The organism is Sodalis sp. RH20 (assembly GCF_047324205.1).
GTDB lineage: Bacteria > Pseudomonadota > Gammaproteobacteria > Enterobacterales > Enterobacteriaceae > Acerihabitans.
Genome location: NZ_CP178733.1, coordinates 3,337,232 through 3,363,661, shown reverse-complemented (window position 1 = coordinate 3,363,661; position 26,430 = coordinate 3,337,232). Strand labels below are relative to the sequence as shown.

At 56.1% G+C, this 26,430-nt stretch carries 24 protein-coding genes and 1 other RNA gene; 18 read left to right on the top strand and 7 right to left on the bottom strand.

Going from position 1 to position 26,430, the window contains the following annotated elements; translation table 11 throughout:
* Positions 1 to 52: 52 nt before the first annotated feature.
* On the bottom strand, positions 53 to 631 hold the full coding sequence (locus tag ACL2XM_RS15560; RefSeq protein ID WP_410016190.1) for a lipoprotein: 579 nt from the start codon (positions 629 to 631) through the stop codon (positions 53 to 55).
* A gap of 309 nt (positions 632 to 940) precedes the next feature.
* Here ACL2XM_RS15560 and bolA point away from each other — a divergent pair, with 309 nt between their 5' ends.
* The 9 genes from bolA to ACL2XM_RS15515 all read left to right on the top strand — a co-directional run bounded on the left by bolA (position 941) and on the right by ACL2XM_RS15515 (position 12,274).
* Positions 941 to 1,255 (top strand): transcriptional regulator BolA, encoded by a 315-nt coding sequence (bolA, locus tag ACL2XM_RS15555; RefSeq protein WP_410016189.1) that lies wholly within the window; start codon positions 941 to 943, stop codon positions 1,253 to 1,255.
* A gap of 798 nt (positions 1,256 to 2,053) precedes the next feature.
* Positions 2,054 to 3,358 carry a trigger factor gene (gene tig, locus ACL2XM_RS15550; RefSeq protein ID WP_410016188.1) on the top strand — a complete coding sequence of 435 codons (1,305 nt, stop codon included), beginning with the start codon at positions 2,054 to 2,056 and terminating at the stop codon, positions 3,356 to 3,358.
* A gap of 412 nt (positions 3,359 to 3,770) precedes the next feature.
* Entirely contained in the window at positions 3,771 to 4,403 is a 633-nt protein-coding gene (gene clpP, locus ACL2XM_RS15545) for an ATP-dependent Clp endopeptidase proteolytic subunit ClpP (RefSeq protein WP_410016187.1), read from the top strand.
* 141 nt (positions 4,404 to 4,544) lie between these two features.
* Positions 4,545 to 5,819 (top strand): ATP-dependent protease ATP-binding subunit ClpX, encoded by a 1,275-nt coding sequence (gene clpX / locus ACL2XM_RS15540; protein WP_410016186.1) that lies wholly within the window; start codon positions 4,545 to 4,547, stop codon positions 5,817 to 5,819.
* A gap of 198 nt (positions 5,820 to 6,017) precedes the next feature.
* On the top strand, positions 6,018 to 8,378 hold the full coding sequence (lon, locus tag ACL2XM_RS15535; protein WP_410016185.1) for an endopeptidase La: 2,361 nt from the start codon (positions 6,018 to 6,020) through the stop codon (positions 8,376 to 8,378).
* Between the two features lie 212 nt (positions 8,379 to 8,590).
* On the top strand, positions 8,591 to 8,863 hold the full coding sequence (gene hupB, locus ACL2XM_RS15530; RefSeq protein WP_162367713.1) for a nucleoid-associated protein HU-beta: 273 nt from the start codon (positions 8,591 to 8,593) through the stop codon (positions 8,861 to 8,863).
* A 242-nt stretch (positions 8,864 to 9,105) separates the two neighbouring features.
* Positions 9,106 to 10,986 carry a peptidylprolyl isomerase gene (gene ppiD, locus ACL2XM_RS15525; RefSeq protein ID WP_410016184.1) on the top strand — a complete coding sequence of 627 codons (1,881 nt, stop codon included), beginning with the start codon at positions 9,106 to 9,108 and terminating at the stop codon, positions 10,984 to 10,986.
* Between the two features lie 196 nt (positions 10,987 to 11,182).
* Complete coding sequence (locus tag ACL2XM_RS15520; protein ID WP_410016183.1) at positions 11,183 to 11,773, top strand: ComEA family DNA-binding protein; 591 nt, start codon at positions 11,183 to 11,185, stop codon at positions 11,771 to 11,773.
* Positions 11,774 to 11,944: 171 nt separating this feature from the next.
* Positions 11,945 to 12,274, top strand: coding sequence for an Arc family DNA-binding protein (locus tag ACL2XM_RS15515; protein WP_410016182.1), 330 nt, complete (start codon positions 11,945 to 11,947; stop codon positions 12,272 to 12,274).
* Positions 12,275 to 12,468: 194 nt separating this feature from the next.
* On the opposite strand, the gene queC is transcribed toward ACL2XM_RS15515, so the two are convergent.
* A complete protein-coding gene (queC, locus tag ACL2XM_RS15510; RefSeq protein WP_413731191.1) occupies positions 12,469 to 13,170 on the bottom strand; it encodes a 7-cyano-7-deazaguanine synthase QueC in 702 nt (233 codons plus the stop codon).
* A gap of 72 nt (positions 13,171 to 13,242) precedes the next feature.
* Entirely contained in the window at positions 13,243 to 14,283 is a 1,041-nt protein-coding gene (locus ACL2XM_RS15505) for a PLP-dependent cysteine synthase family protein (RefSeq protein WP_413731189.1), read from the bottom strand.
* Positions 14,284 to 14,401: 118 nt separating this feature from the next.
* Between ACL2XM_RS15505 and ACL2XM_RS15500 the strand changes: the two genes are divergently transcribed.
* From ACL2XM_RS15500 to amtB, 5 genes are all read left to right on the top strand, one after another.
* Positions 14,402 to 14,857 (top strand): Lrp/AsnC family transcriptional regulator, encoded by a 456-nt coding sequence (locus ACL2XM_RS15500; protein WP_413722261.1) that lies wholly within the window; start codon positions 14,402 to 14,404, stop codon positions 14,855 to 14,857.
* A gap of 52 nt (positions 14,858 to 14,909) precedes the next feature.
* Entirely contained in the window at positions 14,910 to 16,679 is a 1,770-nt protein-coding gene (locus tag ACL2XM_RS15495; protein WP_410016178.1) for a SmdA family multidrug ABC transporter permease/ATP-binding protein, read from the top strand.
* A complete protein-coding gene (locus ACL2XM_RS15490) occupies positions 16,672 to 18,453 on the top strand; it encodes a SmdB family multidrug efflux ABC transporter permease/ATP-binding protein (RefSeq protein ID WP_410016177.1) in 1,782 nt (593 codons plus the stop codon). The genes ACL2XM_RS15495 and ACL2XM_RS15490 overlap by 8 nt, the downstream gene beginning before the upstream one ends.
* Positions 18,454 to 18,773: 320 nt before the next feature.
* Positions 18,774 to 19,112: a P-II family nitrogen regulator gene (gene glnK, locus ACL2XM_RS15485; protein ID WP_009639071.1), complete on the top strand. Its 339-nt coding sequence runs from the start codon at positions 18,774 to 18,776 to the stop codon at positions 19,110 to 19,112.
* Positions 19,113 to 19,153: 41 nt separating this feature from the next.
* Complete coding sequence (gene amtB / locus ACL2XM_RS15480; protein WP_410016176.1) at positions 19,154 to 20,440, top strand: ammonium transporter AmtB; 1,287 nt, start codon at positions 19,154 to 19,156, stop codon at positions 20,438 to 20,440.
* A gap of 106 nt (positions 20,441 to 20,546) precedes the next feature.
* Here amtB and tesB read toward each other — a convergent pair whose 3' ends face one another.
* The gene (tesB, locus tag ACL2XM_RS15475; RefSeq protein WP_410016175.1) at positions 20,547 to 21,410 is read right to left on the bottom strand and encodes an acyl-CoA thioesterase II; all 864 of its coding nucleotides are present in this window, start codon (positions 21,408 to 21,410) and stop codon (positions 20,547 to 20,549) included.
* A 267-nt stretch (positions 21,411 to 21,677) separates the two neighbouring features.
* Here tesB and ACL2XM_RS15470 point away from each other — a divergent pair, with 267 nt between their 5' ends.
* Entirely contained in the window at positions 21,678 to 22,238 is a 561-nt protein-coding gene (locus ACL2XM_RS15470) for a YbaY family lipoprotein (RefSeq protein WP_410016174.1), read from the top strand.
* Between the two features lie 268 nt (positions 22,239 to 22,506).
* Here ACL2XM_RS15470 and ACL2XM_RS15465 read toward each other — a convergent pair whose 3' ends face one another.
* On the bottom strand, positions 22,507 to 22,821 hold the full coding sequence (locus tag ACL2XM_RS15465) for an MGMT family protein (protein WP_410016173.1): 315 nt from the start codon (positions 22,819 to 22,821) through the stop codon (positions 22,507 to 22,509).
* 203 nt (positions 22,822 to 23,024) lie between these two features.
* Between ACL2XM_RS15465 and ffs the strand changes: the two genes are divergently transcribed.
* An RNA gene (ffs, locus tag ACL2XM_RS15460) (signal recognition particle sRNA small type) lies at positions 23,025 to 23,121 on the top strand.
* Between the two features lie 468 nt (positions 23,122 to 23,589).
* Here ffs and ACL2XM_RS15455 read toward each other — a convergent pair.
* Together ACL2XM_RS15455 and tomB are read right to left on the bottom strand one after the other, a co-directional pair.
* The gene (locus tag ACL2XM_RS15455) at positions 23,590 to 23,793 is read right to left on the bottom strand and encodes an HHA domain-containing protein (protein WP_162367725.1); all 204 of its coding nucleotides are present in this window, start codon (positions 23,791 to 23,793) and stop codon (positions 23,590 to 23,592) included.
* A 46-nt stretch (positions 23,794 to 23,839) separates the two neighbouring features.
* Positions 23,840 to 24,199, bottom strand: a complete 360-nt coding sequence (gene tomB, locus ACL2XM_RS15450; protein ID WP_162367726.1) for an Hha toxicity modulator TomB — start codon at positions 24,197 to 24,199, stop codon at positions 23,840 to 23,842.
* A gap of 618 nt (positions 24,200 to 24,817) precedes the next feature.
* Here tomB and ACL2XM_RS15445 point away from each other — a divergent pair.
* Together ACL2XM_RS15445 and ACL2XM_RS15440 are read left to right on the top strand one after the other, a co-directional pair.
* Complete coding sequence (locus tag ACL2XM_RS15445; RefSeq protein ID WP_413722265.1) at positions 24,818 to 25,534, top strand: metal ABC transporter ATP-binding protein; 717 nt, start codon at positions 24,818 to 24,820, stop codon at positions 25,532 to 25,534.
* Positions 25,528 to 26,415, top strand: coding sequence for a metal ABC transporter permease (locus ACL2XM_RS15440; protein WP_410016607.1), 888 nt, complete (start codon positions 25,528 to 25,530; stop codon positions 26,413 to 26,415). Before ACL2XM_RS15445 ends, ACL2XM_RS15440 begins: the two co-directional genes overlap by 7 nt.
* The last annotated feature ends 15 nt before the right edge of the window (positions 26,416 to 26,430 follow it).

The following is a 26,430-nucleotide window of genomic DNA, read 5'->3' as shown; positions in this document are numbered from 1 at the left end:
CGTTGCGGGACCGGCGGCTGCCCGCCTGAACGCGGGCAGGATAAGGCAAAAATTACTGGGCGTTTTGTTTAATAAAGTTGGTGATACTGGTGTCCTGCGCCATATCGCTGATGACATCCCCCAGCACGCTGTTCACCGCATTGGTGATTTTTTGATTGCTGGCGACAAACGCGCCCTGGACATTGTAGGTGGACTGGTAATGTTTTATCTGTTTATTGCCGTTTTTCGCCTGGGCAATTATCGAGATATCCGCGCTGGTGGTGATGTTATAGCGCACATTGCCTTGGGATACATCCGCATACAGTTTGTTGACGATGATTTGCAGGTCGACGCCGCCGTTCGGCCCAACCATATAGCCGCGGGCGGTCATCTGTTTTTCCAGCACTTCCTGCAGCAGGAAGCGCAGGTCGCGCGACGGGGTGAGGACGACCAGTTCGCCGTCGCGGTTCACCTTGGCTAGCGCCTGGTCGGTGCGCTGATCGGCGCCGTTGACGCTGACGGTGGCGCCGCGAATCATCGGATCCTGTTGCGGCAACTCGATTTTAGGCGTGATGTCGAGGGTGTTGCTCTTGCCGGCGCAGCCGGCGAGCAACAGCGCGGCCAATAAGGGGAAAAACAATTTTTTAAGCATAATCGCCTTCTCAATCATTAAGATGCATTAGGGGTGAGAGATATTGCTCTCATCATATCATCGCCGCTGGCCGGGGGAAGATCTGAATCACGCTAAATTGCGTCATGTCCGATTTTCCCGCTGTGGGCGGGGGCTCGGCAAAAAAATGTCTTTTTAACCGTTTCGTCACTCCATATACTGTTAAACCAGGCTGAAGTTTCGGCTTTTTAAGACAAAAATTTATGATAATAGTGCTATGAGTTAATAAAAAGTCAGCTAAAGTTTAATTGACGGTGCAGGGCACGCGGCCTACGCAGTAAGGAGAATGAAATGTTTCGCGAGCAGATTGAAGCAAAAATAAGGGCGGCGTTTGATCCGATTTTCCTGGAAGTCGTGGATGAGAGCTACCGGCATAATGTGCCGGCGGGTGCGGAAAGCCATTTTAAAGTGATCGTGGTGAGCGAAAACTTTACTGGCGAGCGCATCTTAACCCGCCATCGTTCCCTGTATGCCGTGTTGGCGGAAGAACTGGCCGGCCCGGTTCATGCGCTTGCGCTGCATGCCTATACCCTGAAAGAGTGGACCAGCCTGCAGAACGCGGTTCCCGCGTCGCCGCCGTGCCGGGGCACCCGGCTTATCGCCTGAACTGATTACCTTTTATTTGCGTCCGCCGTTGGCGGGCATCCTCTCCCTTAAACACGCCGTGATTCGCTGCGGTGTCGGCGGGCCTGGCATGCCGTGGGGCACTCGGTCGGGCGGGAACACCACGCCCGATTCGACCCCATCGGCATGCTCTCCCTCAAACACGCCGTGATTCGCTGCGGTGTCGGCGGGCCTGGCATGCCGTGGGGCACTCGGTCGGGCGGGAACACCACGCCCGATTCGACCCCATCGGCACGGTCTCCCTTAACACGTCTGCTTTGAGCGCGGTGTTGGCGGGCATACCGCGCCATGGGGCGCTCGGTCGGGCGGGAACACCACGCCCGATTCGACCCCATTGGCACGGTCTCCCTTGAACACGTCTGCTTTAGGAACGGTGTTGGCGGGCATACCGCGCCATGGGGCGCTCGGTCGGGCGGGAACACCACGCCCGATTCGACCCCATCGGCATGCTCTCCCTTGAACACGCCGTGATTCGCTGCGGTGTCGGCGGGCCTAGCATGCCGCGACGCCCGGTTTTTTTGAATTTTGTGCGCCATGGCGCTCTGTATGCGGCAATTTTCGCACTGTTCTCGACTCATAAACTCTATGCCGCTATAATGCCGCGTCTTATATTTCCGGAATGTATTCGGGATGCTTCTGACGACGACGGGGAACAGGTATCTGTTCACTCAGACCTCCCGGTTCTCAGAGGCCATTTTCACGTCAGTGGACCTGGATGACCGCTTCTTTGAAAACGGCTTCTGGCGTTGACCGAGCACTGTGATTTTTTGAGGTAACAAGATGCAAGTTTCTGTTGAGACCACTGAAGGCCTGGGGCGTCGTGTAACAATTACCGTTGCCGCCGACAGCATAGAGCAAGCGGTAAAAAGCGAATTGGTGAATGTCGCCAAGAAAGTTCGCATCGACGGCTTCCGTAAAGGTAAAGTCCCCATGAACATCGTTGCGCAGCGTTACGGCATGTCGGTACGTCAGGACGTACTCGGCGATGTTATGCAGCGCAACTTCGTCGATGCCATTATCCAGGAAAAGATCAATCCGGTTGGCGCGCCCAGCTATATACCCGGCGAGTACAAGGCCGGCGAAGATTTCACCTTCAGCGTAGAGTTTGAAGTCTATCCGGAAGTGGAGCTGAAAGGCCTGGACGCCATTGAAGTCGAAAAGCCGATCGTGGAAGTTAACGACGCCGACGTCGACCAGATGCTGGAAACCCTGCGCAAGCAGCAGGCGGATTGGAAAGAAAGCGATGCCGCCGCAACAGCGGAAGATCGCGTCACCGTTGATTTCTCCGGTACCATCGACGGTGAAGAATTCGACGGCGGCAAGGCCAGCGATTTTGTCCTGGCAATGGGACAGGGCCGCATGATTCCCGGCTTTGAAGAGGGCGTTGTCGGCCATAAAGCCGGCGAGTCTTTTGATATCGACGTCAATTTCCCGGAAGATTACCACGCGGAAAATCTGAAAGGCAAAGCGGCCAAATTCTCGATAGTATTGAAAAAAGTCGAAGTGCGCGAGCTGCCTGAACTGACCGAAGAATTTATTAAACGTTTCGGCGTAGCCGACGGTTCGATCGAAGGCCTGCGCGCGGAAGTGCGTAAGAACATGGAACGCGAACTGAAAAACGCCGTGCGCAACCGCGTGAAGAACCAGGTGATCGACGGCCTTATCAACGCTAACGAAATCGATGTGCCGGCCAAGCTTATCGACGGCGAAATCGACGTGCTGCGCCGCCAGGCGGCACAGCGCTTCGGCGGTAATGAAAAGCAGGCGCTGGAGCTGCCGCGCGAATTGTTTGAAGAACAGGCGAAACGCCGCGTGCGCGTAGGCTTGCTGTTGGGCGAGGTTATCCAGACCAATGAGCTGAAGGCGGACGATTCACGGGTGAAAACCCTGATAGAGGAAATGGCCTCCGCTTATGAAGACCCGCGCGAAGTGATTGAGTTTTACGCAAAAAATCAGGAAATGATGAATAATATGCGTAACGTCGCTTTGGAAGAACAGGCGGTTGAAGCCCTGCTGGCCAAGGCCAAAGTGGTTGAAAAACCCACCACGTTCACCGAACTGATGAATCAGCCGACCGCGGCCTGATAAACGACCGGCCCAACGTATTCCCGGCCGGTCGATGTGTTTGTCATTAAAAGCCCGCCATCAACCGATGGCGGGCTTTTTGTTGGTTTGTGCTTCACGATGATAACTTTCAGTAATTAACGCTATATTAAAAGAGGATGCGATGCTAAAACTGGATTGGCGCCGCGCCGCGCCGGCAAGACAATAACGAAAACCGTTAAAGAAAATGCGGCGGGCGCTTGAAAAGGGACGTTTCATACCCCAATTAGCTATATAGATGGGATTATAAAGCCCAGACAATGATACGTCCCTGGCTGATTACATCCGTCCGACACCAAGGCGGCCCGACGGCTTGAGCATGGCGATCGCGCTTCATCTCAAGTAGAATCGGAAAATATAAAGACGCCGAGCGAATTTTATCTAGGAGACGATAATGTCATACAGTGGCGAAACAGAACAACAAGCACCCCATATGGCCCTGGTGCCGATGGTGGTTGAGCAGACTTCACGCGGTGAACGTTCATACGATATCTTTTCCCGCCTGCTGAAAGAACGCATCATTTTCATGACCGGCCAGGTTGAAGATCATATGGCCAATCTGATCGTGGCGCAGATGCTGTTCCTGGAAGCGGAAAACCCGGAAAAAGACATTTATCTGTATATCAATTCACCGGGCGGCGTGATTACCGCCGGTATGTCGATTTACGACACCATGCAGTTTATCAAACCGGACGTCAGCACGTTCTGTATGGGACAGGCCGCGTCCATGGGCGCGTTTTTGCTGACCGCGGGCGCCAAGGGCAAACGTTTCTGCATGCCGAACTCGCGGGTGATGATCCATCAGCCGTTGGGCGGTTTCCAGGGCCAGGCCACGGATATCGAGATTCATGCCCGGGAGATCCTCAAGGTCAAGGCGCGCATGAACGAACTGATGGCCAAACATACCGGTCGCTCTCTTGAATCGATAGAAAAAGATACGGAACGCGATCGTTTCCTCTCCGCCGAAGAGGCGGTAGACTACGGTTTGGTTGATTCCATATTAAGCAAACGCGATTTGACGGCGTAATTCTGAATACCGATAGACTATAGTTACAGTATTGAGTCATTCGAGTAGACTAACACCACTCAAACGCCGGTTTTACGTTAAGCAGTCGCGTTGCCGCCGTGGTTGGCCTGCGGGACAAAGACTAGAGAAAGAGGTTTACTGATGACAGATAAGCGCAAAGACGGTTCAGGAAAGCTGCTGTATTGCTCTTTCTGCGGTAAAAGCCAGCATGAGGTGCGTAAGCTGATCGCAGGGCCGTCAGTGTATATCTGCGACGAATGTGTCGATTTATGCAATGACATTATTCGCGAAGAGATCAAAGAGGTGGCTCCGCATCGCGAACGCAGCGCTCTGCCGACGCCCCATGAAATTCGCCATCATCTGGACGATTACGTTATCGGCCAGGAAAAAGCCAAAAAAGTGTTGGCGGTGGCGGTGTACAACCACTACAAACGCCTGCGTAACGGTGATACCACTAATGGCATTGAGCTCGGCAAGAGCAATATCCTGTTGATTGGCCCCACCGGCAGCGGCAAAACGCTGCTGGCGGAGACGCTGGCGCGCTTCCTGGATGTGCCCTTTACCATGGCGGATGCCACCACCCTGACCGAAGCGGGTTATGTCGGCGAGGACGTGGAGAACATCATCCAGAAACTGCTGCAAAAATGCGATTACGATGTGCAGAAGGCGCAGCGCGGTATCGTCTATATTGATGAAATCGATAAGATCTCACGCAAATCGGACAATCCGTCGATTACGCGCGACGTGTCCGGCGAGGGCGTGCAACAGGCGCTGCTGAAACTGATCGAAGGCACCATCGCCGCCGTTCCGCCCCAGGGCGGACGCAAGCATCCGCAGCAGGAATTCCTGCAGGTGGATACGTCCAAGATCCTGTTTATCTGCGGCGGCGCGTTCGCCGGCCTGGACAAGGTGATTGAGCAGCGTGTGGATACCGGGCGCGGCATTGGTTTTAGCGCCACGGTTAAAGGCAGCGCCCAGAAGGCGTCCGAAGGCCAGTTGTTGACGAAGGTCGAGCCGGAAGATCTGATTAAATTCGGTTTGATTCCTGAGTTTATCGGCCGTCTGCCGGTGCTGGCCACGCTGAATGAACTGAGCGAGGACGCGCTGATCCAAATCCTGAAAGAGCCGAAGAACGCCCTGACCAAGCAATACCAGGCGTTGTTCAATCTGGAAGGCGTGGAGCTGGAATTCCGCGACGAAGCCCTAACGGCTATCGCCAGGAAAGCCATGGCGCGCAAAACCGGCGCCCGCGGCCTGCGTTCCATCGTGGAAGGCGCGCTGCTTGAAACGATGTATGAACTGCCTTCGCAGGACAGCGTCGAGAAAGTGGTGATCGACGAAGCGGTAATTGAAGGCCAGTCGGAACCCTTGCTGATTTATGGTAAACATGAAACCCAGCAGGCGTCCGGTGAATAATCCATCAGTTGCATGATGATATTCGGCAAAAAGTAAAAAAGTGGGGGATTCCGTCCCCCATTTGTTTTTCCGTTATCCCGGCTGTTGAATGTAAAAGATTCGCCCCCATATACTCAATTACCTATTTGTTGAAACTGGCAACGGCCGAGTTTTGCGAATCCCCTAAACCTGGCGGAAGCTAAACTAAGAGAGAGCTCTATGAATGCTGAGCGTTCCGAACGCATAGAAATCCCCGTATTGCCTCTGCGCGATGTGGTGGTCTATCCGCATATGGTCATCCCGTTGTTTGTCGGGCGGGAGAAATCGATTCGGTGCCTTGAAGCAGCCATGGATAGCGACAAAAAAATCATGCTGGTGGCGCAGAAGGAAGCCTCTACGGATGAACCGGGTATCAACGATCTCTTTTCAGTCGGGACCGTCTCTTCGATTCTCCAGATGCTGAAGCTACCCGACGGTACGGTTAAAGTACTGGTCGAGGGGTTGCAGCGCGCCCGCATAACCACTTTGTCCGATAGCGGCGAGCATTTTGCCGCCCAGGCTGAATATTTTGCCACGCCCGAAATCGATGAGCGCGAACAGGAAGTCCTGGTGCGCACCGCGATTAATCAGTTTGAAGGCTATATCAAGCTGAATAAAAAAATTCCGCCCGAGGTGCTGACATCGTTGAACAGCATCGATGACGCCGCGCGCCTGGCCGATACCATCGCCGCCCATATGCCGCTCAAATTAAGCGACAAGCAGTCGGTGCTGGAAATGGCGGACGTTACCGAGCGGCTGGAATACCTGATGGCGATGATGGAATCGGAAATCGATCTCCTGCAGGTCGAAAAACGTATCCGCAATCGCGTCAAGAAACAGATGGAAAAAAGCCAGCGCGAGTACTATCTGAATGAGCAAATGAAAGCCATCCAGAAAGAGCTGGGCGAAATGGACGACGCGCCGGATGAAAACGAAGCGCTGAAACGCAAGATTGAAGCGGCAAAAATGCCGAAAGAGGCGCGGGAAAAAACCGAAGCCGAGCTGCAAAAATTGAAAATGATGTCGCCGATGTCCGCCGAGGCCACGGTGGTGCGCGGTTATATCGACTGGATGCTGTCGGTGCCCTGGCATACCCGCACCAAGGTCAAGAAAGATCTGGTCAAGGCACAGGAAGTGCTGGATAAGGATCATTATGGCCTTGAACGGGTCAAGGACCGCATTCTCGAATATTTGGCGGTGCAAAGCCGGGTCAGCAAGATAAAAGGGCCGATCCTGTGCCTGGTGGGACCGCCGGGGGTGGGTAAGACCTCGCTCGGACAGTCGATTGCCAAGGCCACAGGGCGCGAGTACGTGCGCATGGCATTGGGCGGCGTGCGCGATGAAGCGGAAATTCGCGGTCACCGTCGCACCTATATCGGCTCCATGCCGGGTAAGCTTATCCAGAAAATGTCCAAGGTCGGCGTAAAAAATCCGCTGTTCCTGCTCGACGAAATCGACAAGATGTCGTCGGATATGCGCGGCGATCCGGCTTCCGCCCTGCTGGAGGTGCTGGATCCCGAGCAAAACGTGGCGTTCAACGATCACTATCTGGAAGTGGATTACGATCTCTCCGATGTGATGTTCGTCGCGACGTCCAACTCGATGAATATCCCGGCGCCGCTGCTCGATCGTATGGAAGTGATCCGGCTGTCCGGCTATACCGAGGATGAAAAGCTGAATATCGCCCGCGAACACCTGCTGCAAAAACAGCTCGATCGCAACGCGTTGAAGGCAGGCGAATTAACCATCGACGACAGCGCCCTGGTGGGCATTATCCGCTATTACACCCGTGAAGCGGGCGTGCGTAACCTGGAACGTGAAATCTCCAAGTTATGCCGTAAAGCGGTTAAGACGCTGTTAATGGATAAAAGCGTCAAGCACATCCATATCGACGGCGACAACCTTAAGGATTACCTGGGCGTCCAACGCTTCGACTACGGCCGCGCCGAGGGCGAGAATCGGGTGGGACAGGTTACCGGCCTGGCCTGGACCGAAGTGGGCGGCGAACTGCTGACCATAGAAACCGCGTGCGTGCCGGGAAAGGGGAAATTAACCTATACCGGATCGCTTGGCGAAGTGATGCAGGAGTCCATCCAGGCGGCGCTGACCGTGGTGCGCTCAAGGGCGGATAAGCTGGGCATTAATAACGATTTCTACGAGAAACGCGATATTCATGTCCATGTGCCGGAAGGCGCAACGCCGAAAGACGGCCCCAGCGCCGGTATCGCCATGTGTACCGCCCTGGTGTCCTGCCTGACCGGCAATCCGGTGAAAGCCAATGTGGCCATGACCGGCGAAATCACCCTGCGCGGGCTGGTATTGCCGATCGGCGGATTGAAGGAAAAACTGCTGGCGGCGCATCGCGGCGGCATCAAGACCGTGTTAATCCCTTACGAGAATAAACGCGATCTGGAAGATATGCCGGCAAATGTGATCAACGATATGGATATCCACCCCGTGCAACGGATTGACGAGGTCTTGACCCTGGCCTTGCAGAATGCGCCTTTTGGCATGGAGATCGCCACCGCGGCGGCAAAATAAGCGCGTAAAGTAACATATACCGCTAAAAAACGGGCTGGCAGGTGAAATCCCACTTGCCAGCCTTTTTTTGTACCGTTAAGTTAGGTAGCTGGCGGCTCTGGTCGGTATCCGGCTTTGGCTTGCCATGCTATAACAGGCTTGATATAACAGCTGCGCTGTCGCGTTTAAGGAAAATTCCGCCGCGACGAGAGAATTCAAGAGGGGATGAAAGAGTGAATAAGTCACAACTGATCGACAAGATTGCCGCAGGTGCTGATATTTCCAAAGCGGCTGCCGGACGTGCATTGGATGCCATTATTGGTTCCGTTACCGAAACGCTGCAACAGGGAGATGACGTTGCGCTGGTGGGTTTCGGCACCTTTACGGTGCGAGCGCGTGCCGCCCGTACCGGCCGTAATCCTCAAACCGGTAAAGAAATAAGTATCCCGGCTGCCAAAGTACCCGGTTTCCGTGCCGGCAAAGGATTGAAAGACGCTGTCAACTGATTGTTGCACCGCTGTTTTTCGCGTCAAACTATTACCTGACGCAGGGGAACGGGTAGGGTAGAATACAAGGCGCATCTTTTTTGATGTGCCTTTTTTGTTTTTATTTTTCCCTGACAGTTGCGCATTTCGGTTGTCAGAGGAATAGCTTTAGCGCGCAGCAGCTCTCGGAGCTACGGCATGAAGGCGGATCTTACTGCCGGCGCAAAGGTTTCATTCATATTACAGCGGAGTGTTGTCACACTATGATGGACAATTTACGCGCGGCCGCCAATCACGTCGTGCTCAAAATTATTCTGGCCATTGTCGCCATTTCATTCGTGCTGACCGGGGTAGGCAACTATCTGATTGGCGGCGGCGGGGATTACGCCGCGAAGGTGAACGGCCAGCAAATCAGCCGTGCCCAGCTGGAACAGGCGGTGCAAAACGAGCGCAACCGCCAGCAGGAGTCGCTGGGGGACAGTTTCTCGGCCCTGGCCGCCAACGAAGGCTACATGCTCCAGATGCGCCGCCAGGTGCTGTCGCAGCTGATTGATGAGACCCTGCTGGACCAATATGCGCAAACCCTGGGGCTTGCCGTTAGCGATCAACAGGTCAAGGAGGCGATTTTCGCCATCCCGGCGTTTCGCACCAACAACAATTTCGACAATGAAAAATACCGCTCAATCATCGCCAGCATGGGATTGACGCCGGATCAGTATGCGCAGCTGATGCGCAAGCAGCTATTGACGCAGCAGCTGATCCAGGGGCTCGGCGGCACCGGTTTCCTGCTGCCGGAAGAGACCAACCGGCTGATGGCGCTGGCCATCCAGGAGCGTCAGGCGCGCCTGGCGACGCTCGATATCAACGCGCTGCTCGCCGGGCAAACCGCTTCCCCGGAAGAGATCCAGAACCACTATAACCTGAATAAAAACACCTATGTCCAGCCCGAGTCGTTCAAAGTGTCCTATATCGCCCTGGATGCCGCCTCGATGCAGGCGAAAACCACGGTGAGCGAACCGGAAATCCAGGCCTACTACGACCAGCATAAAGACCAGTTCTCACAGCCGGCGCGTAAACGTTACGCCATAATCCAGAGCAAAACCGATGCTGACGCCCAGGCTATCCTGGCGCAACTGCAAAAAGGCGCCGATTTCGCCGCCCTGGCCAAACAACGCTCCACCGACATTATTTCCGCGAAAAACGGCGGTGATATCGGCTGGATGGACGCTGACGCCACGGTGGACGAGCTCAAACAGGCCAACCTGACCGATAAGGGCCAATTGTCCGGCGTGATCACCTCCTCGGTGGGCTTCCTGGTGGCGAAACTGACCGATATCCAGCCGGAGCAGGTGAAGCCGCTGGCCGAGGTGCACGACGGCGTGGCGGCGAAAGTGAAACAGGAAAAAGCCATCGACGCGTATTACGCCTTGCAGCAAAAGGTCAGCGACGCGGCCAGCAACGATAACGAATCACTGGCGTCGGCCGAAACGGCCGCGGGCGTCAAGGCGGTGCAGACCGACTGGTTTACCCGCGACAGCGTACCGGAAGCGTTGAACGCCGATGCCGTGAAACAGGTGCTTTTCGGCGGTTCGCTGCTGGGCGTCAACGGCGCTCCCGGCAACAATTCCGATGTGATCACCGTCGACGGCGACCGGGCTTTCGTCCTGCGCCTGGCCGAGCATAAACCGGAAAGCACCAAGCCTCTGGACGCGGTGCGCGCCCAGGTGGAAAACCAGGTGAAACGCCAAAAGGCGCTGCAACAGGCCCGCATCGACGCCGAAAAAATTCTGGCGGCGCTCAAGCAGGGTAAGGGCGCCGAGGCGATGAAAGCCGCCGGCCTGAGCTTCGGCGAGGTGAAAACCTTTGACTCGACGCGGCAGAACGATCGTTTGACCCAGGCTATCTTCACGTTGCCGCATCCGCAGCCGAACGCCTCCTCCTACGGCATGTCGGAGGATGAACAGGGCAATATCGTCCTGGTGGCGCTCGATAAGGTCGCGCCGCGCCAGCTTGATGAGCAGCAGCGCGGCCAGGTGGTCAGCCAGCTTAGCCAGGGCATGACCGGCGTGACGTTCGACGCGCTGCTCAATAACCTGCGTACCGAAGCCAAGATCAAGATGGGCACCGGCGCGCAAATGCAATAACGCTCATAAAAATACTGAACATAGTGTAATGACCAAAGGCCGCTTTCGCGGCCTTTTGCATGGTTCAATTTCCCTGGTTGCCGTGGTAATACCCTTAAGGCAACCTGCCTGCCGTGCCGGTATCTCACGGCATAACGTGTGGTTATCCACGACCCAAGGCAAGCAATCACAAGGACGTCATGTTATGAAAACTCCAATGAAACGTACTCTGAGCCTGGTGTTACTGACCAGCCTGTTCGCCCTTTCGGGCATCGCCTGGTGTTCGGTGGCGGACGGGGATAAATCCGGCGATGTCGTTGTCGTCAGCCATGACGGCGCAGGGGAAAAAGCCGCTAAGGTTCCGGCGGACGGCGGCGGTGCCAGCGACGGCATCATCAAGGTCATCGGCGCCACGGAGCACGGCGACACCAGCGACAGCGGCAGTGAGGGCGACAGCGCGGCCACCACCCTGTCCGCAGCGGCGACCACGCCGCCCGTATCCGGCGAAGCGGCCAAAGAAGACGCCGCCGAACCGGCCGCAGGCCAGGACGCGACGCAAACGGCGTCGGATACCGAAGATAAAAGCACCCAAACGGATGACTTCGGCGATGAAAAAATCAATATCAATACCGCGTCGGCTGAGGACATGGTGAGCGCGCTGAAAGGCATCGGGCCTAAAAAGGCGCAGGCCATTATCGACTACCGCGAGGCTAAGGGACCCTTTACCCATACCGACCAGTTGAAAGAAGTCAAAGGCATCGGCCCATCCACGTTCTCGCAAATCAAAGAGTTAATCATCGTGGAATAAAACAGGGGATCAATACTGACATGCCGGCCGGGTTTCAGCGCCAGGGGAAAATGTTTTCCAGCGCCGACCCCCGGCCACAGGCGATGCGCCAATATTAAATTTTTATGACAGTGTGGACATCGGGCCGTATCTTTCCTAAGTTAGTGACTCTTCTATCAATAGGAAAGCACTATGAGTGAGACAGCTAATTTAACGATTAAATTGCCTCTCGAGCTAAAGGAAAAATTGAAGTCCTTGGCCGCGAGTAAAAGCGTTTCCATGAGTGCGGAAATCAGCGCAAGGCTAGAGCGCAGCCTGGACGGCACGATTGAGGATGACGTTGAAGGCGGGGTCGAGGCAAAGCGCCACGCTAAAAACGCGGTACACAAAGAGCATGTCGCCGCCGATGTTGATAATCAACATACCGAAGAACTTATCGAGCAGCCTTTTACCACCGGTGAAGTAAAAAAGCTGCGCGCGTTACTGAATGCCAACACTAAAAAAAAATCAAAGAAAAAATAGCCAGAGGCCATTTGACCGGGCCGTCGAGTTAACTGCGGTCATAACATAACGTTATTTGTGAATCAGAGGGGAAGATATACCCTCTGATACCAACGCCTGTCTTCAATCCATCAGTCTGCCCACCTCACCTTGTTCCCGCACCATGGCGCCACAGCCGCTAACGACGGCAAAGACTGGGCGCGCGGGTAGCATGATTATGGCAGCGACGTTTTGGCTTTCATCGTCGCCATGACCCTTTCCCGATGCTGCTGATAGTCCGCCAGGCCCTTGGCGCGCAGATGGCACGCCGCGCAGGTGCCGCAACCATCCCCTTTGATGCCGTTATAGCAGGTCAGCGTTTCCTGACGCACCAAATCCAATTGCCGGTAATAATCGGCCAGCGCCCAGGTTTCGGCTTTATTCAGCCACATCAGCGGGGTGGCGAAGCGGATGTCGCGGGCCATGCCCAGGATGACGGCATTGTTCAGCGCCTTGACGAACTCATCGCGGCAGTCGGGATAACCGGAAAAATCCGTTTCACACACGCCGGTAATGACCGTTTGCGCCCCCACCTGATAGGCATAAATGGCCGCCAGGGTGAGGAACAGAATATTACGGCCCGGTACAAAGGTACTGGGCAAAGCGTCGCCGCCGGCGCCAGGGTCAAACGCGGGCACCGGAATATTCTCCCGGGTCAGGCTGCTGACCGCCAGATCATTTAACAAACCGGCGTCGATGACTTTGTGCGCGCGGGCGCCCAGCTTGAGCGCCAGGGCGCGCGCTATGTCGATTTCAGCCCGGTGCCGCTGGCCGTAATCAAACGTAACGCAGTGCACCTCGTCATAGTGCGTTAAGGCCTGTATCAGGCAGGTGGTTGAATCCTGCCCGCCGCTAAAAACCACCACCGCTTGTGTCATTGTATTACTCAATTTAAGGAGCCACGGCCCTTATGGTAACGCCTCCGTGGCCATTTGGCATCTTTCCCGCACTTAGAGGGCCGTCAATGTATCCTGCCAGGGACTCAGGTCGCCGATATGTTCACGTACCCACTCCATCTGATAATAGGTGTCATGGTAGCGTTCCCCGCCGTCGCACAATATCGTAACGATGGCGCCTTGCCTTCCTTCGGCGCGCATCCTGACGGCCAGTTGCAGCGCGCCCCACATATTGGTACCGGTGGACGCCCCCACCCGGCGGCCGAGGATAGGCTCGAGCCAGTAAAGGGTGGCGATGGTGGCGGCGTCGGGTACCTGGATCATTTCATCAATCACATCGGCAATAAACGACGGCTCCACGCGCGGCCGGCCGATGCCTTCGATCCGGCTGGCTATGCTTGCGGTGAGCGCGGCGTCCCGGTGATGAAAATATTCAGCAAAGACGGAATTCTCCGGATCGACCACCACCAGCCGGGTGTTATGACCCTGGTAGCGAATATAGCGCCCGAGGGTGGCCGACGTGCCGCCGGTGCCGGCGCTCATAACGATATAATCGGGTTCGGCGCAGGGCTCCTGCGCCATCTGGCGAAAAATGCTTTCCGCAATATTATTGTTGCCGCGCCAGTCGGTGGCGCGCTCCGCGTAGGTAAACTGATCCATATAATGGCCGTTTAACTCGTGGGCCAGGGCTTTGGCTTCGTCATAGATCATGGCGCTATGCCCGACAAAATGGCAGCGGCCGCCGTAAAAAGTAATCTGTTCAATTTTACGTTTAGCCGTGCATTCCGGCATGACGGCAATAAAAGGCAAGCCGAGCAACCGGGCGAAATAGGCCTCCGAAACCGCCGTGCTGCCTGACGAGGCCTCGATAATGGTGGTGCCCTGCTTTATCCAGCCGTTGCACAAGCCGTATAAAAACAGCGAGCGGGCCAGCCGATGTTTTAGGCTGCCCGAGGGATGGGTGCTTTCATCTTTCAGATAGAAAAAAATGCCCGGAAACGCCGGCAGCTGAAACCGTATTAAATGCGTATCGGCGGAGCGCTGGAAATCAGACTGGATTTCGCTGATGGCCTGTTTCACCCAAGGCGCGGTCATAATAATTATCCTTAATGAGGAAGGGGGTTCACAGCATAGCGGGGATGAAGAAAAAATAAGTTGCCTTTTTCACTCTATTAACGTGTGATAAGAGAAATATTTTCTCCAAAAGATGCTTATGCTAGATAAAACTGACCGCACATTACTCTCATTGCTGCAGCAAGACTGTACGCTTTCGCTCCAGACGCTGGCGGATGCGGTCAACCTGACCTCTACGCCATGCTGGAAACGTCTTAAACGTCTTGAGGAAACCGGTATCGTGCGCGCTAAGGTGGCGCTGCTGGATAATGAAAAGCTGGGGTTGGCCTTGACCGCCTTTGTGCTGATTAAAACACAGCAGCATAATAGCGACTGGTATCAGGCCTTTGTGGCGCAGGTTAAAGGAATGCCGGAAGTGCTGGCCTTTTATCGCATGGCCGGCGAGTATGATTACCTGATGCAGGTGGTGGCGAGCGATATGAAGAGCTACGACAACTTTTATAAGCGGCTGGTGAATGGCGTGCCTGGCCTCATCGATGTGACCTCGAGTTTTGCCATGGAACAAATCAAAAATACCACCGTATTGCCGTTATAATTTTATCTTTCGCTGCGGCGGGTCACTTTCAATAGGTTTGGAATAAAACTGCGTGAGATTATTTGCACAATTAGGTTGGTATTTTCGCCGCGAATGGCGACGTTATCTGGGGTCGGTCTTATTGTTGATCATTATCGCCATACTGCAACTGATCCCGCCCAGACTGGTCGGGGTTATCGTGGACGGCGTGACGGGGCATCGGGCCTCCACGCGGATGATCATGATGTGGCTGGGCGTCATGGCGTTTACCGCCGTGCTGGTATACCTGCTGCGCTACGTATGGCGTGTGCTGCTGTTCGGCGCCTCTTATAAGCTGGCGGTGGAGCTGCGCGCCCGGTTTTATCATTTGCTCAGCCATCAACTGCCGGGTTTTTATCTGCGCCACCGCACCGGCGATCTGATGGCGCGCGCCACCAACGACGTGGACCGGGTGGTATTCGCCGCCGGGGAAGGGGTGCTGACCCTGGTGGACTCGCTGGTGATGGGCCTGTCGGTGCTGGTGGTGATGAGCGTGCAGATAAGCTGGCAGCTTACCCTGCTGTCGCTGCTGCCGATGCCGGTCATGGCGCTGCTGATTAAACACAACGGCGATGAGCTGCACCGGCGGTTTAAAACCGCCCAGGCGGCGTTTTCGTCGCTCAATAACCAAACGCAGGAAAGCCTTACCGGCATCCGCATGATCAAGGCCTTCGGTCTGGAGGGATACCAGTCGGAGCGGTTTGTGCAGGTGGCCGCCGACGCCGGCGCAAAAAATATGCGCGTGGCGCGCATTGACGCGCGTTTCGATCCGACCATTTACCTGACCGTCGGCTTTTCTAACCTGCTGGCCATCGGGGGCGGCAGTTGGATGGTGATGAACGATCTGCTGACGCTTGGGCAGTTAACCAGCTTTATTATGTATCTGGGCCTGATGATTTGGCCGATGCTGGCATTAGCCTGGATGTTTAATATTGTCGAGCGGGGCAGCGCCGCCTATAGCCGGATCCGCCAAACGCTGGACGAGGCTCCTCAGGTCAGGGACGGTAAGGAAATGCTTCCCCCCGGACGCGGCGTCCTTGAGGTTGACGTCGACAGCTTCAGCTATCCGCACACGCCGCAGCCGACATTGAATAATATCCATTTGCGGCTGGCGCCGGGACGGGTGCTGGGTATCTGCGGCCCGACCGGCGCCGGTAAAAGCACGCTGTTATCGCTGCTGCAGCGGCATTTTGACGTGACCCGGGGCGAGATCCGTTTCCACGGTATGTCCCTTGCCGATGTCTCCCTTGATCAGTGGCATAGCCGCCTGGCGGTGGTCAGCCAGACGCCGTTTTTATTTTCCGATAGCGTGGCGCGTAATATCGCCCTCGGCCGGCCGGACGCCACCCGGGAGCAAATCGAGCGGGCGGCGACCCTTGCCTGCGTGCATGAGGATATCCTGCGGCTGCCGCAGGGCTATGAAACCGAAGTGGGCGAGCGGGGCGTGATGCTGTCCGGCGGGCAAAAACAGCGTCTGTCCATTGCCCGCGCCCTGCTGCTGGAGGCGGAAATCCTGATATTCGACGACGCGCTCTCCGCCGTGGACGGGCGTACCGAACATACCATCTTGCGCAATCTCAGGCAGTGGGGCGAGGGACGTACCCTGATCATTACCGCCCACCGGCTGTCGGCGCTGAATGCGGCCGATGAAATCGTCGTGCTGCGCCACGGCACCCTTGCCCAGCGGGGCGAACATCAGCATCTGCTGCAGGAAGAGGGCTGGTATCGGGATATGTTCCGCTACCAGCAGTTGGAAGCAGCGCTCAGCGCCGATCCGGACGGGCAGGAGGCGGCCGATGCGTAAATGGCAAACCCTGTGGCCGACGCTGAAACGGCTGCTGGCCTACAGCCGGCCTTACCGCAAACCGCTGACGCTGGCGGTGGTCATGCTGTGGCTGGCGGCCGGCGCGGAAGTCGCCGGCCCGGTGGTGATCAGCTTTTTTATCGACCGGGTCGTACCGCTGAAAACCTTTCCGCCGCTGCTGGTGACCGGGCTGGCGCTGGGTTATATCGCCCTGCAGATGGTGTCCGCGTCCCTGCGCTACTACCAAGCGCTGCTGTTCAACCAAACGGCGCTCGACGTGGTGCAGCAACTGCGCACCGAGGTAATGGACGCCGCGCTGCGCCAGCCGCTGAGCGCCTTTGATACCCAGCCGGTGGGCCAGCTTATCTCGCGGGTGACCAATGATACCGAGGTGGTCAAGGATCTTTACGTCACGGTGATGGCGACGGTGCTGCGCTGTATCGCCCTGGTGGGCGCCATGCTTATTGCGATGTTTATGCTGGACTGGCGCATGGCCGCCATTTCGATGGTGATCTTCCCCGTGGTGGCGCTGGTAATGACGGTGTATCAGCATTTCAGCACCCCGATCGTGCGTCGCCTGCGCGCCTATCTGGCGGATATCAACAATGGCTTTAATGAAGCGATAAGCGGCATGAGCGTCATCCAGCAGTTTCGCCAGCAGGGGCGTTTCGGCCAACGGCTGGCGCAAGCCAGCCACGCCCATTACCTGGCGCGGATGCAGACCCTGAGGCTTGAGGGCTTTTTGCTGCGCCCGCTCCTGAGCCTGCTGTCGGCGTTGGTATTATGCGGGCTGCTGATGCTGTTTAGCTTCAGCCCGGCGGGCACCGTCGGGGTCGGGGTACTGTATGCCTTTATCAATTATCTCGGCCGCTTAAATGAGCCGCTGATTGAACTGACCACCCAGCAATCGATGCTGCAGCAGGCCGTGGTGGCGGGCGAGCGCATCTTTGAACTGATGGACGGCGACCGGCAGCAGTACGGCGACGACGACCGGCCCTTGAGCAGCGGACGTATTGATATTCGCGACCTCAGCTTTTCCTACCGCGATGCCACGCCGGTATTGCGGCATATTTCCCTGTCGGTGCCATCCCGGCGCTTTATCGCGCTGGTGGGGCATACCGGTAGCGGTAAAAGCACCCTGGCTAATTTAATGATGGGCTATTATCCCATCAGCGAGGGCGCGCTATTGCTTGACGGCCGGCCCATCGCCAGCCTGTCGCACCGGGTGCTCAGACAAGGCGTCGCCATCGTCCAGCAGGACCCGGTGGTCATGGCGGACACTGTATTCACCAATATTACCCTGGGGCGTGATATCAGCGAATCCAGGGCCTGGCATGCCCTGGAACAGGTGCAACTGGCGGAACTGGTCAGATCCATGCCGGGCGGCATCCACGCCGGCCTCGGCGAGCAGGGCAATACCCTGTCGGTCGGGCAAAAACAGCTGCTGGCCATGGCCAGGGTTCTGGTCCTCACTCCGCAAATCCTGATCCTCGACGAGGCCACCGCCAATATCGACTCCGGCACCGAGCAGGCGATCCAGCGGGCGCTGGCGGCTATCCGCCACCAGACCACCCTGGTGGTTATCGCGCACCGCTTATCCACCATCGTCGAGGCTGACGAAATTCTGGTGCTACACCGTGGCGAAGCGGTGGAGCGGGGCTCCCACGAGGCGTTGTTAACGCAGCAGGGCCGCTATTTCCAGATGTATCAACTGCAGCAGGCCGGCAGGGCGCTCGCCGCCGACGTCAGGGTGGCCGGCGCGGGGCACGGTTGACGATGTGCGACGGATGTGCCGCCCGTGGGTAGCCCCGGATAAGCATGCTGGGCGCTTAAGCGCAGCGCGCACCGGGATTGAGCATCCCGGCGCCGATATTCCCCCTTCTGCACCGTAATCTGGCGTAGCGCACTAATACAGTGCGCCTCGCTGGTGTATTTTTGCGCGTCGTCGGAGCCAATGCTGCGCCTGAGGCGGGTTTTGCTGTATCAGCGGGCGTCCAACGGTAAATTTCTATTTCAAAACATTTGTGGCACATGCTTTGCTTTACTCAGGCGTAGCGATCGCGAGTTCAGATCCAAATTCTTGAGGGGGAACATATGAAGCTGGTAACCGTGGTGATTAAACCATTTAAATTAGAAGACGTGCGAGAAGCGCTTTCTGCTGTGGGCATTCAAGGGCTGACGGTCACCGAGGTCAAAGGCTTTGGACGGCAAAAGGGCCATGCAGAGCTGTATCGCGGGGCCGAATACAGCGTTAATTTCCTGCCCAAGGTAAAAATTGATATCGCCATTGCCGACGATCAGCTAGATGAAGTTATCGATGTCATCAGTAAAGCGGCGTATACCGGAAAGATCGGCGACGGCAAGATTTTTGTTGCTGAGCTACAACGGGTCATCCGGATTCGTACCGGAGAGACCGACGAAGCAGCACTTTAACGACACACACGCGCGAATTTTGTGGATAGGGATGAATGAAAATGAAGAAACTTGTCTCATTGACCAGCCTCGGCGCAGTAGCATTGTTGCCGACATGGGCCATGGCCGCAGCGCCTGTTGCTGACAAGGCCGATAACGCTTTTATGATGATAAGCACCGCTTTGGTGCTGTTTATGACTTTACCGGGGATTGCCTTGTTTTACGGCGGCCTGCTGCGCGCCAAAAACGTGCTGTCGATGTTGACCCAGGTTGCGGTCACCTTCGCCATGGTCTGCGTGCTGTGGCTGATTTACGGTTACTCCCTGGCCTTTAGCGAGGGCAATCCGTTTTTCGGCGGGTTCGGTTGGACCATGTTGAAGAATATTGAGCTGACGGCGCTGACCGGTACGTTCTATCAACTGATCCACGTCGCGTTTCAATGTTCGTTTGCCTGTATTACCGTCGGTCTGATTGTCGGCGCCCTGGCGGAACGTATTCGTTTCTCCGCGGTGCTGATTTTTGTGCTGGTATGGCTGACCTTTTCCTACCTGCCGATGGCGCATATGGTTTGGGCAGGCGGTTATCTGGCGGCGCAGGGCGCGCTGGACTTCGCCGGGGGTACTGTCGTTCATATCAATGCGGCGAGTGCCGGTTTGGTGGGTGCCTATATGCTGGGCAAACGCTCAGGTTTCGGCAAGGAAGCGTTTAAGCCGCATAACCTGCCGATGGTCTTTACCGGTACCGCGATCCTGTATGTCGGCTGGTTCGGCTTCAACGCCGGTTCCGCCAGCGCCGCCAACGAAATTGCCGCACTGGCTTTCCTCAATACCGTCATGGCTACCGCCGGCGCCATCCTGTCCTGGGTGTTTGTTGAGTGGATGCTGCGCGGCAAGCCTTCCTTGCTGGGCGCCTGCTCCGGTTGTATCGCCGGTCTGGTCGCCATCACTCCTGCCGCCGGCACCGTCGGCGTCGGTGGCGCACTGGTCATTGGCCTGGTGGGCGGCGTAGCCGGGCTTTGGGGTGTGGTTGCCCTGAAAAAATGGCTGCGGGTGGATGATGTCTGCGACGTATTCGGCGTGCACGGCGTGTGCGGTATCGTAGGCTGCCTGCTGACCGGCGTATTCACTTCCGCCTCGCTCGGCGGCGTGGGTTACGCTCAGGGTGTTACCATGGGGCACCAGCTCTGGGTTCAGCTGTTCAGCGTGATCGTCTGTCTGGTCTGGTCCGGCGTCGTGGCCTTTATCGGCTTCAAGATTGCCGATATGGTGGTGGGGCTGCGTGTGTCCGAAGAACAGGAACGCGAAGGCCTGGACGTCAACAGCCATGGCGAAAATGCCTATAACGAATAATTTTCTATGCAGCGCCGGGGCACGATAACCGGCCATGGAAAATCAGCAGGGGCGATTTATCGCCCCTGTTTTCATTTGCGCAAAGCGCCGGGCGGGCCGGGTGGGTTCACACCCCATGGTGCCGCATCACGCCTTCCTGCGCCGTCGAGGCTACCAGCACCCCGTCGCGGCGGAAAATCTGTCCGCGCACAAATCCCCGCGCGCCGGACGCCGAAGGGCTTTCTATCGCATATAACAGCCAATCGTCAAAACGAAAAGGGCGATGGAACCACATCGAATGATCAATGGTGGCGATTTGCACCCCGGGCTCAAGAAACCCCACGCCATGCGGCTGGAGCGCTGTGGGCAGGAAGTTAAAATCGGACGCGTAGCCCAGCAGGAATTGATGGCATTCACGGTCATCCGGCAGTGTGCCCGCAGCCCGCAGCCAAACATAACGCACGGGTTTTTCCACGGCGCCTTTAAACGGGTTATGGAAAACAACCGGACGCATTTCTATCGGCTTTTCACCGGTCAGTTTTCGCCGCAGCGGCTCGGGCAGGCCGGCGGCCAGCGGCAGCGCGATATCCCGCTCCGAGGGCAACCCCTCGGGGGCGGGCACCTGGGGCATCGGGCTTTGGTGCTCAAAGCCCGTTTCTTCCGCCTGAAACGAGGCCGTCAGGTAAAATATCGGCAGGCCCTGCTGAATGGCGCTGACATGACGGGCGCTGAAACTGTTGCCATCGCGCAGCTCGGCCACCTGATAGACAATGGGCAAGCTGACGTCGCCGGGGCGTAAAAAATAGCTGTGAAAGGAATGGACATGCCGCGCCGGGGGGACCGTCTGCCGCGCGGCGTACAAAGCCTGGGCCACCACCTGCCCGCCGAAGACCCGCGGCAGGCCCAAATCCTCGCTTTGACCGCGAAAAAGGCCTTCCTCCAGCTTTTCCAGGGTGATCAGATTCAATAGATGATCGATTTTACGGGTCATAACTACGCTCCAGTAACCAGGGTCTTCACTGCGGGTAAACGCATGACGGGTGCCGGCATAGCGTCGGGGCGCCGAACCTCCCAGGCCGGCCATGACAGCCCGCTTTAATGAGCATAACCGCAAACGTGTCCGGTGCGAATGCAACCGACAGGAAAATATCAGGATTCTGTGCCATGATTAAATCATTAGGTGGTTCAGCCACCAAGACTTCACCGCCGCTTGGTATCGGTGAAATGATGAGCTAATAATAAGAAGGAGAGATAAATCATGAAACTCTGGCAAGTAGTAGGTGGCGCTGCGCTAGCGGTCACCTTGGCGGGATGCGCTGATAAAGGCCATCAGGTGGCTACCCCGGCGTTCAAAACCCCGGGCACCGCTGAACAAGCCGAAGCGTTAAGGCAACCCAGCGTTTCCGGCACCGTTTGGATCAGGCAACGGATCGCATTGCCTCCCGACGCGGTATTGACCGTAACGCTGTCCGATGCCTCGATAAGCGATACGCCGTCTACCGTCATTGCGCAACGTGTGGTACGCACGGAAGGTAAGCAGGCGCCGTTCAGCTTTGTGTTGCCGTTTAATCCGGCGCAAATACAGCCCAATGCGCGCATCCTGCTAAGCGCGGCGATTACCGTCGATGGCCGGTTAATGTTTATTACCGAGCAGGTGAAGACGGTTATCAACAACGGCGGCACCAAACAGGATCTGACGCTGGTGCCGGTGGAAGCCGTGGCCATGCCGACACGCGCCGCGGCGGCATCTACCGTGCCGCTGACCTCTCCCACCCAGGTGGCGCCGGCCAGCAGTGTTCCCGCGCCTAACCAGTTGTAAGGTCTCTTGGGATGGTGCTAAACGCCGCGGTGTTGGCGGCGTTTATGCCGGCTAAAGCGTCGCGTGCCTGGGCACAACGGCTTGAGACGTTACTGAACAACACTGAACAACGCCTCTGGTGGCGATAGGTTGAGTGTCTCACAGGGAGGTGAGACGCGCTCACGCCCTAGCGCCATGGTGACAAATCATCATCCCCGCCAAGACTAAGGTATTTAACGTGTCGCGGCCTCTCCTCTCCCTGGCCCGCTGTTCCAGCCTGGCCGGCGTTTTACAAGACCCAGCGATAGCGGGACAAGTCGATATTACCGCCGCGCCCGAATTCCACGCCCTCCGCTTCCAGGGCGGTTCTCTGCCGTTCATAATCTTCGCCCGCCAGTGAAATGCCGCCGTGCCGGTTGACCACCCGATGCCATGGCAGGCGGCTACCCGCGGGCAACCGGCTCAGTATGCCCCCGACCTGCCTGGCGGCGCGCGGAGATCCCGCCAGCCGGGCCACATCGCCATAGGTGGCAATGTGGCCGGAAGGAATGGCGGCGACAATCTGGAATACCCGCTGGCGAAACGTATCAATTGGTTCATTCATCGTATTGCACAGAATTCATTAAGCCCAAGGCAGCATATTGGCATAACCCGGCAGGGTCAAAAAGGATTTAAAATAGGACAGGGCCACGGCGCGGATGGCGATTGCCCAAGAAAACAGCGCTTGGCGCGTATCGGCTTGCAATTGCGCGGGGCATCATTGATAATGCCCCGCGCTCGGGAAAAACGAGCCGTCAATGGAGGCCCCGTTGGTGCTCCCGCAACACTAACTTGTGAACTCGGTCAGGTCCGGAAGGAAGCAGCCGTAGCAGGCGACGTGTGTGCCGGGATGTTGCTGGCGGGGCCTCCACCCAATCAAACGCCCCACCATTATTCTCCCATTTTTCATCAATGCTTCTTTATGGATGCCAGGTCCGCTGTTTTTTCAACCAGCCGCCGTTATTAATTAGTCGATAGCCCGGGCCAATAGGATGTTCTATGGCGCTTGTCGATGAAATAACGTCCGTTGATATATTGCCGGGAAAAATTAAAGGATGGAATACCTTGCATAATAGCGTCTATTAAAATAAAGCACTGGCTATCCGGCATTACGCCGTGATAGCTGCTATGGCATATTTATTCGTGTTTTTATTACCAATCCAGGACATGCCCGGGGCGCGTCAACACGCATAAGAGCGCACGTTTACACTTGGGGAGCGCGATAATCTGCGTCACAACACGGAATAGCCGGTGATAAAAAAGGAGTGATAAATACACCTATATGAACATAAATTTTTATTAATGTTGATATTAAGTATCACTTAATGGCTGTTTAACGAACATACTTCCAGACCGACACCGGAACTTTATCATAGAGTTTGTCCATGGTCAGTTCCGCGAGACGATGGTCGGCCGCAGAGTTGAATATCTCCAGTTCGTCGTCGGACAGTTCATATTTGTTTTTCTCTATCACCCGCTCCAGCGTCTCCAGGGTTCTGCATTTGCGTAACCGCATTAAATAATCGATCTTGTTCATATTGGCCTTTTGGGTTCTCTCATATGTTAAAATATCATTTACTATTTCAGGAAATACAGAGTTCAGTCTCTGAGAAAGTTCCGAATAGCCGTGAACGGCTTTTGCGCCACCGTTGCACATCCAGATTATTGATACCGTAGCTGCTAAATAAGGTAAAAGTATCGTCCAGGAAGGTTTCTACATGATCGACCAAATCGCTTTCATTATGATGTTTAAGCTTAAAAATGACCACATAAGATGCAATATGGTCGATTAATTCATTCATCTGTAAATTAATCGCCGATGCCGGGTCATTAACCCACCCATGGTAGCTATCGCCCAAACTGGCAATGCCCTCATCATACAGATTGCCACAGAGGTATTTAAGCTGTGCTATATCATGTCGTTTGGGTGAATACTCATCCATATCAGCCCTCCTAACGCTAAACAAATTACCGTCATCTTTAAGATGGGATTGAGGCACGCCCACGTATCATCGGCGTTCCCGCGCCCTATTTAAAGATAGAAGATTTTATGCAGTTTGGCACTATCAGCTTACATTATCTTACCGTCATATCCTATTGCAATTTCATTAACACTAATTGCACAAACGGTGAAAGCCTGTGGGCGACGATGGTTACCAGCAGTCAACGTGGTGGTGATAAAGCAGCTATTTGCACACAGCAAGCAACGGGTAAACACTCATTTCCGCCGCTATGGTATTTATTATATTTATTTTTACCATTTCTTGTCGCAATACTCATCCCTTATTGCCATAAAATTATGACAATACGTTGCTAAACCGTTCAAACCCGGCGGTTCCTTAACAGTTAAACGCCGGAGGGATGTTGGCAAGCCTCCCAGTACGTGATATGTTATAGTATAACATTTTATGAAGGCATGTTTTCATGCGATCCTCTATCAGCAAAACCACCGACCCCACGCCTGACAATCTGATGTGCGCCTCCGGGTTACGGCGCATAGGATTTGGCCTGGCCCTGCTGTGTGTCCTCTGGCTGGGTATCTTTTGGGCATCCTTACTGCCATGATGACATTTGAACAGTTATGTATCGGCTACCACGGGCACGCTATTATCGACGCCCTGGACGGCAAATTCGAGGCCGGCAGCCTGACCGCGGTTATCGGCGCCAACGGCACCGGTAAATCGACCCTGTTGAAAACCATTGCCGGACTTTTGCCGGCTATCGGCGGCAGCCTTTCGTTCTCGGCAGGGCAAAAACCCCGTATCGCCTATTTACCACAGCAGTCAGAGCTGGACCGTCAGTTTCCGTTGCGGGTGTTTGAAGTGGTCGCTATGGGCTGTTGGCCGGCCATCGGATTGCTGCGGCGTATTAACAAGACGGCCATGGCGCGCATCCATGACGCCCTGGATCGCGTCGGTCTGGGATCAATGGCAACGAGCCCGATTGAAATACTATCAGGCGGCCAGTTCCAGCGTATGCTGTTCGCCCGCCTTCTGGTGCAGCAGGCGCCGCTGATATTGCTGGATGAGCCTTTCAGCGGGATTGACAGTCCAACCTGCGCATTATTGATGGATGTCATCGACCAGCTTCATAAGGCCGGCCACACCATTATCGTGGTACTGCACGACGACGCCCTGGTAGTCCGTCGTTTTCCACAAACCCTGCTGCTGTCCGGCCGGCACACGCGCTGGGGGGCGACAGACGCGATCCTCGCGGACGCGTTTTCTCCCCGGGCCGCCTGGTCCACCGATCGTTGCTTCCATCAGGCCGCATCATGATCCTTCACCTCTTATTCGACCCCTTTCTCTCGCTTGGATTTATGCGGCGTGCGCTGGTGGCCTGTTTTGCCCTTTCGCTCAGTTCCACTCCGCTGGGGGTTTTCCTGTCGCTACGCAGGATGAGCCTGGTGGGGGATGCCTTATCACACGCGATATTGCCCGGCGTCGCCATCGGTTATCTGCTGTCGGGCATGTCGCTGATGGCCATGGGCATCGGCGGATTTATCGCCGGATTACTGGTCGCGGTGCTGTCCGGCTGGGTGACCTCGCTCACCGTCCTGAAGGAAGACGCCAGCTTTGCCGGTTTTTATCTGGGATCGCTGGCCCTGGGCGTGACCTTGGTATCCCTGCGCGGGTCCAGCGTCGATTTGCTTCATCTGTTATTTGGCACCGTATTGGCGGTCGATAGCCAGGCCATTCTGTTTGTCGGCCTGATTGCCACCGTTACGCTGCTTTGCCTGGCGCTGATGTATCGCGCGCTGATTATTGAGGCCTTCGACGCGGCGTTCCTGCGCATAAACGTTCGCGGTTATCCCCGCCTGATCCATGCCTTATTCCTGGCGCTGGTGGTGCTTAACCTGGTGGCGGGTTTTCAAATTCTCGGCACCCTGATGTCGGTGGGACTCATGATGCTGCCGGCGGTGGCCGCCCGCTGTTGGTCCGGGCATCTGCCGGGCACGCTGCTGATAGCGTTGTTGATTGGCCTGCTTAGCGCCTGGGTAGGGCTGCTGTGGTCGTTCTACGCCTCGATTCCGGCGGGCCCGGCCATTGTGCTTACCGCCAGCCTGATCTTTTTTATTTCGGTACTGTTAGGACCGCGCGGCAGTTTCACCATGATTTTGCGCCGGCATTATTTCACTGCCGGCAAGGCAAAAAAATAACCTGCGTGCCGCCAT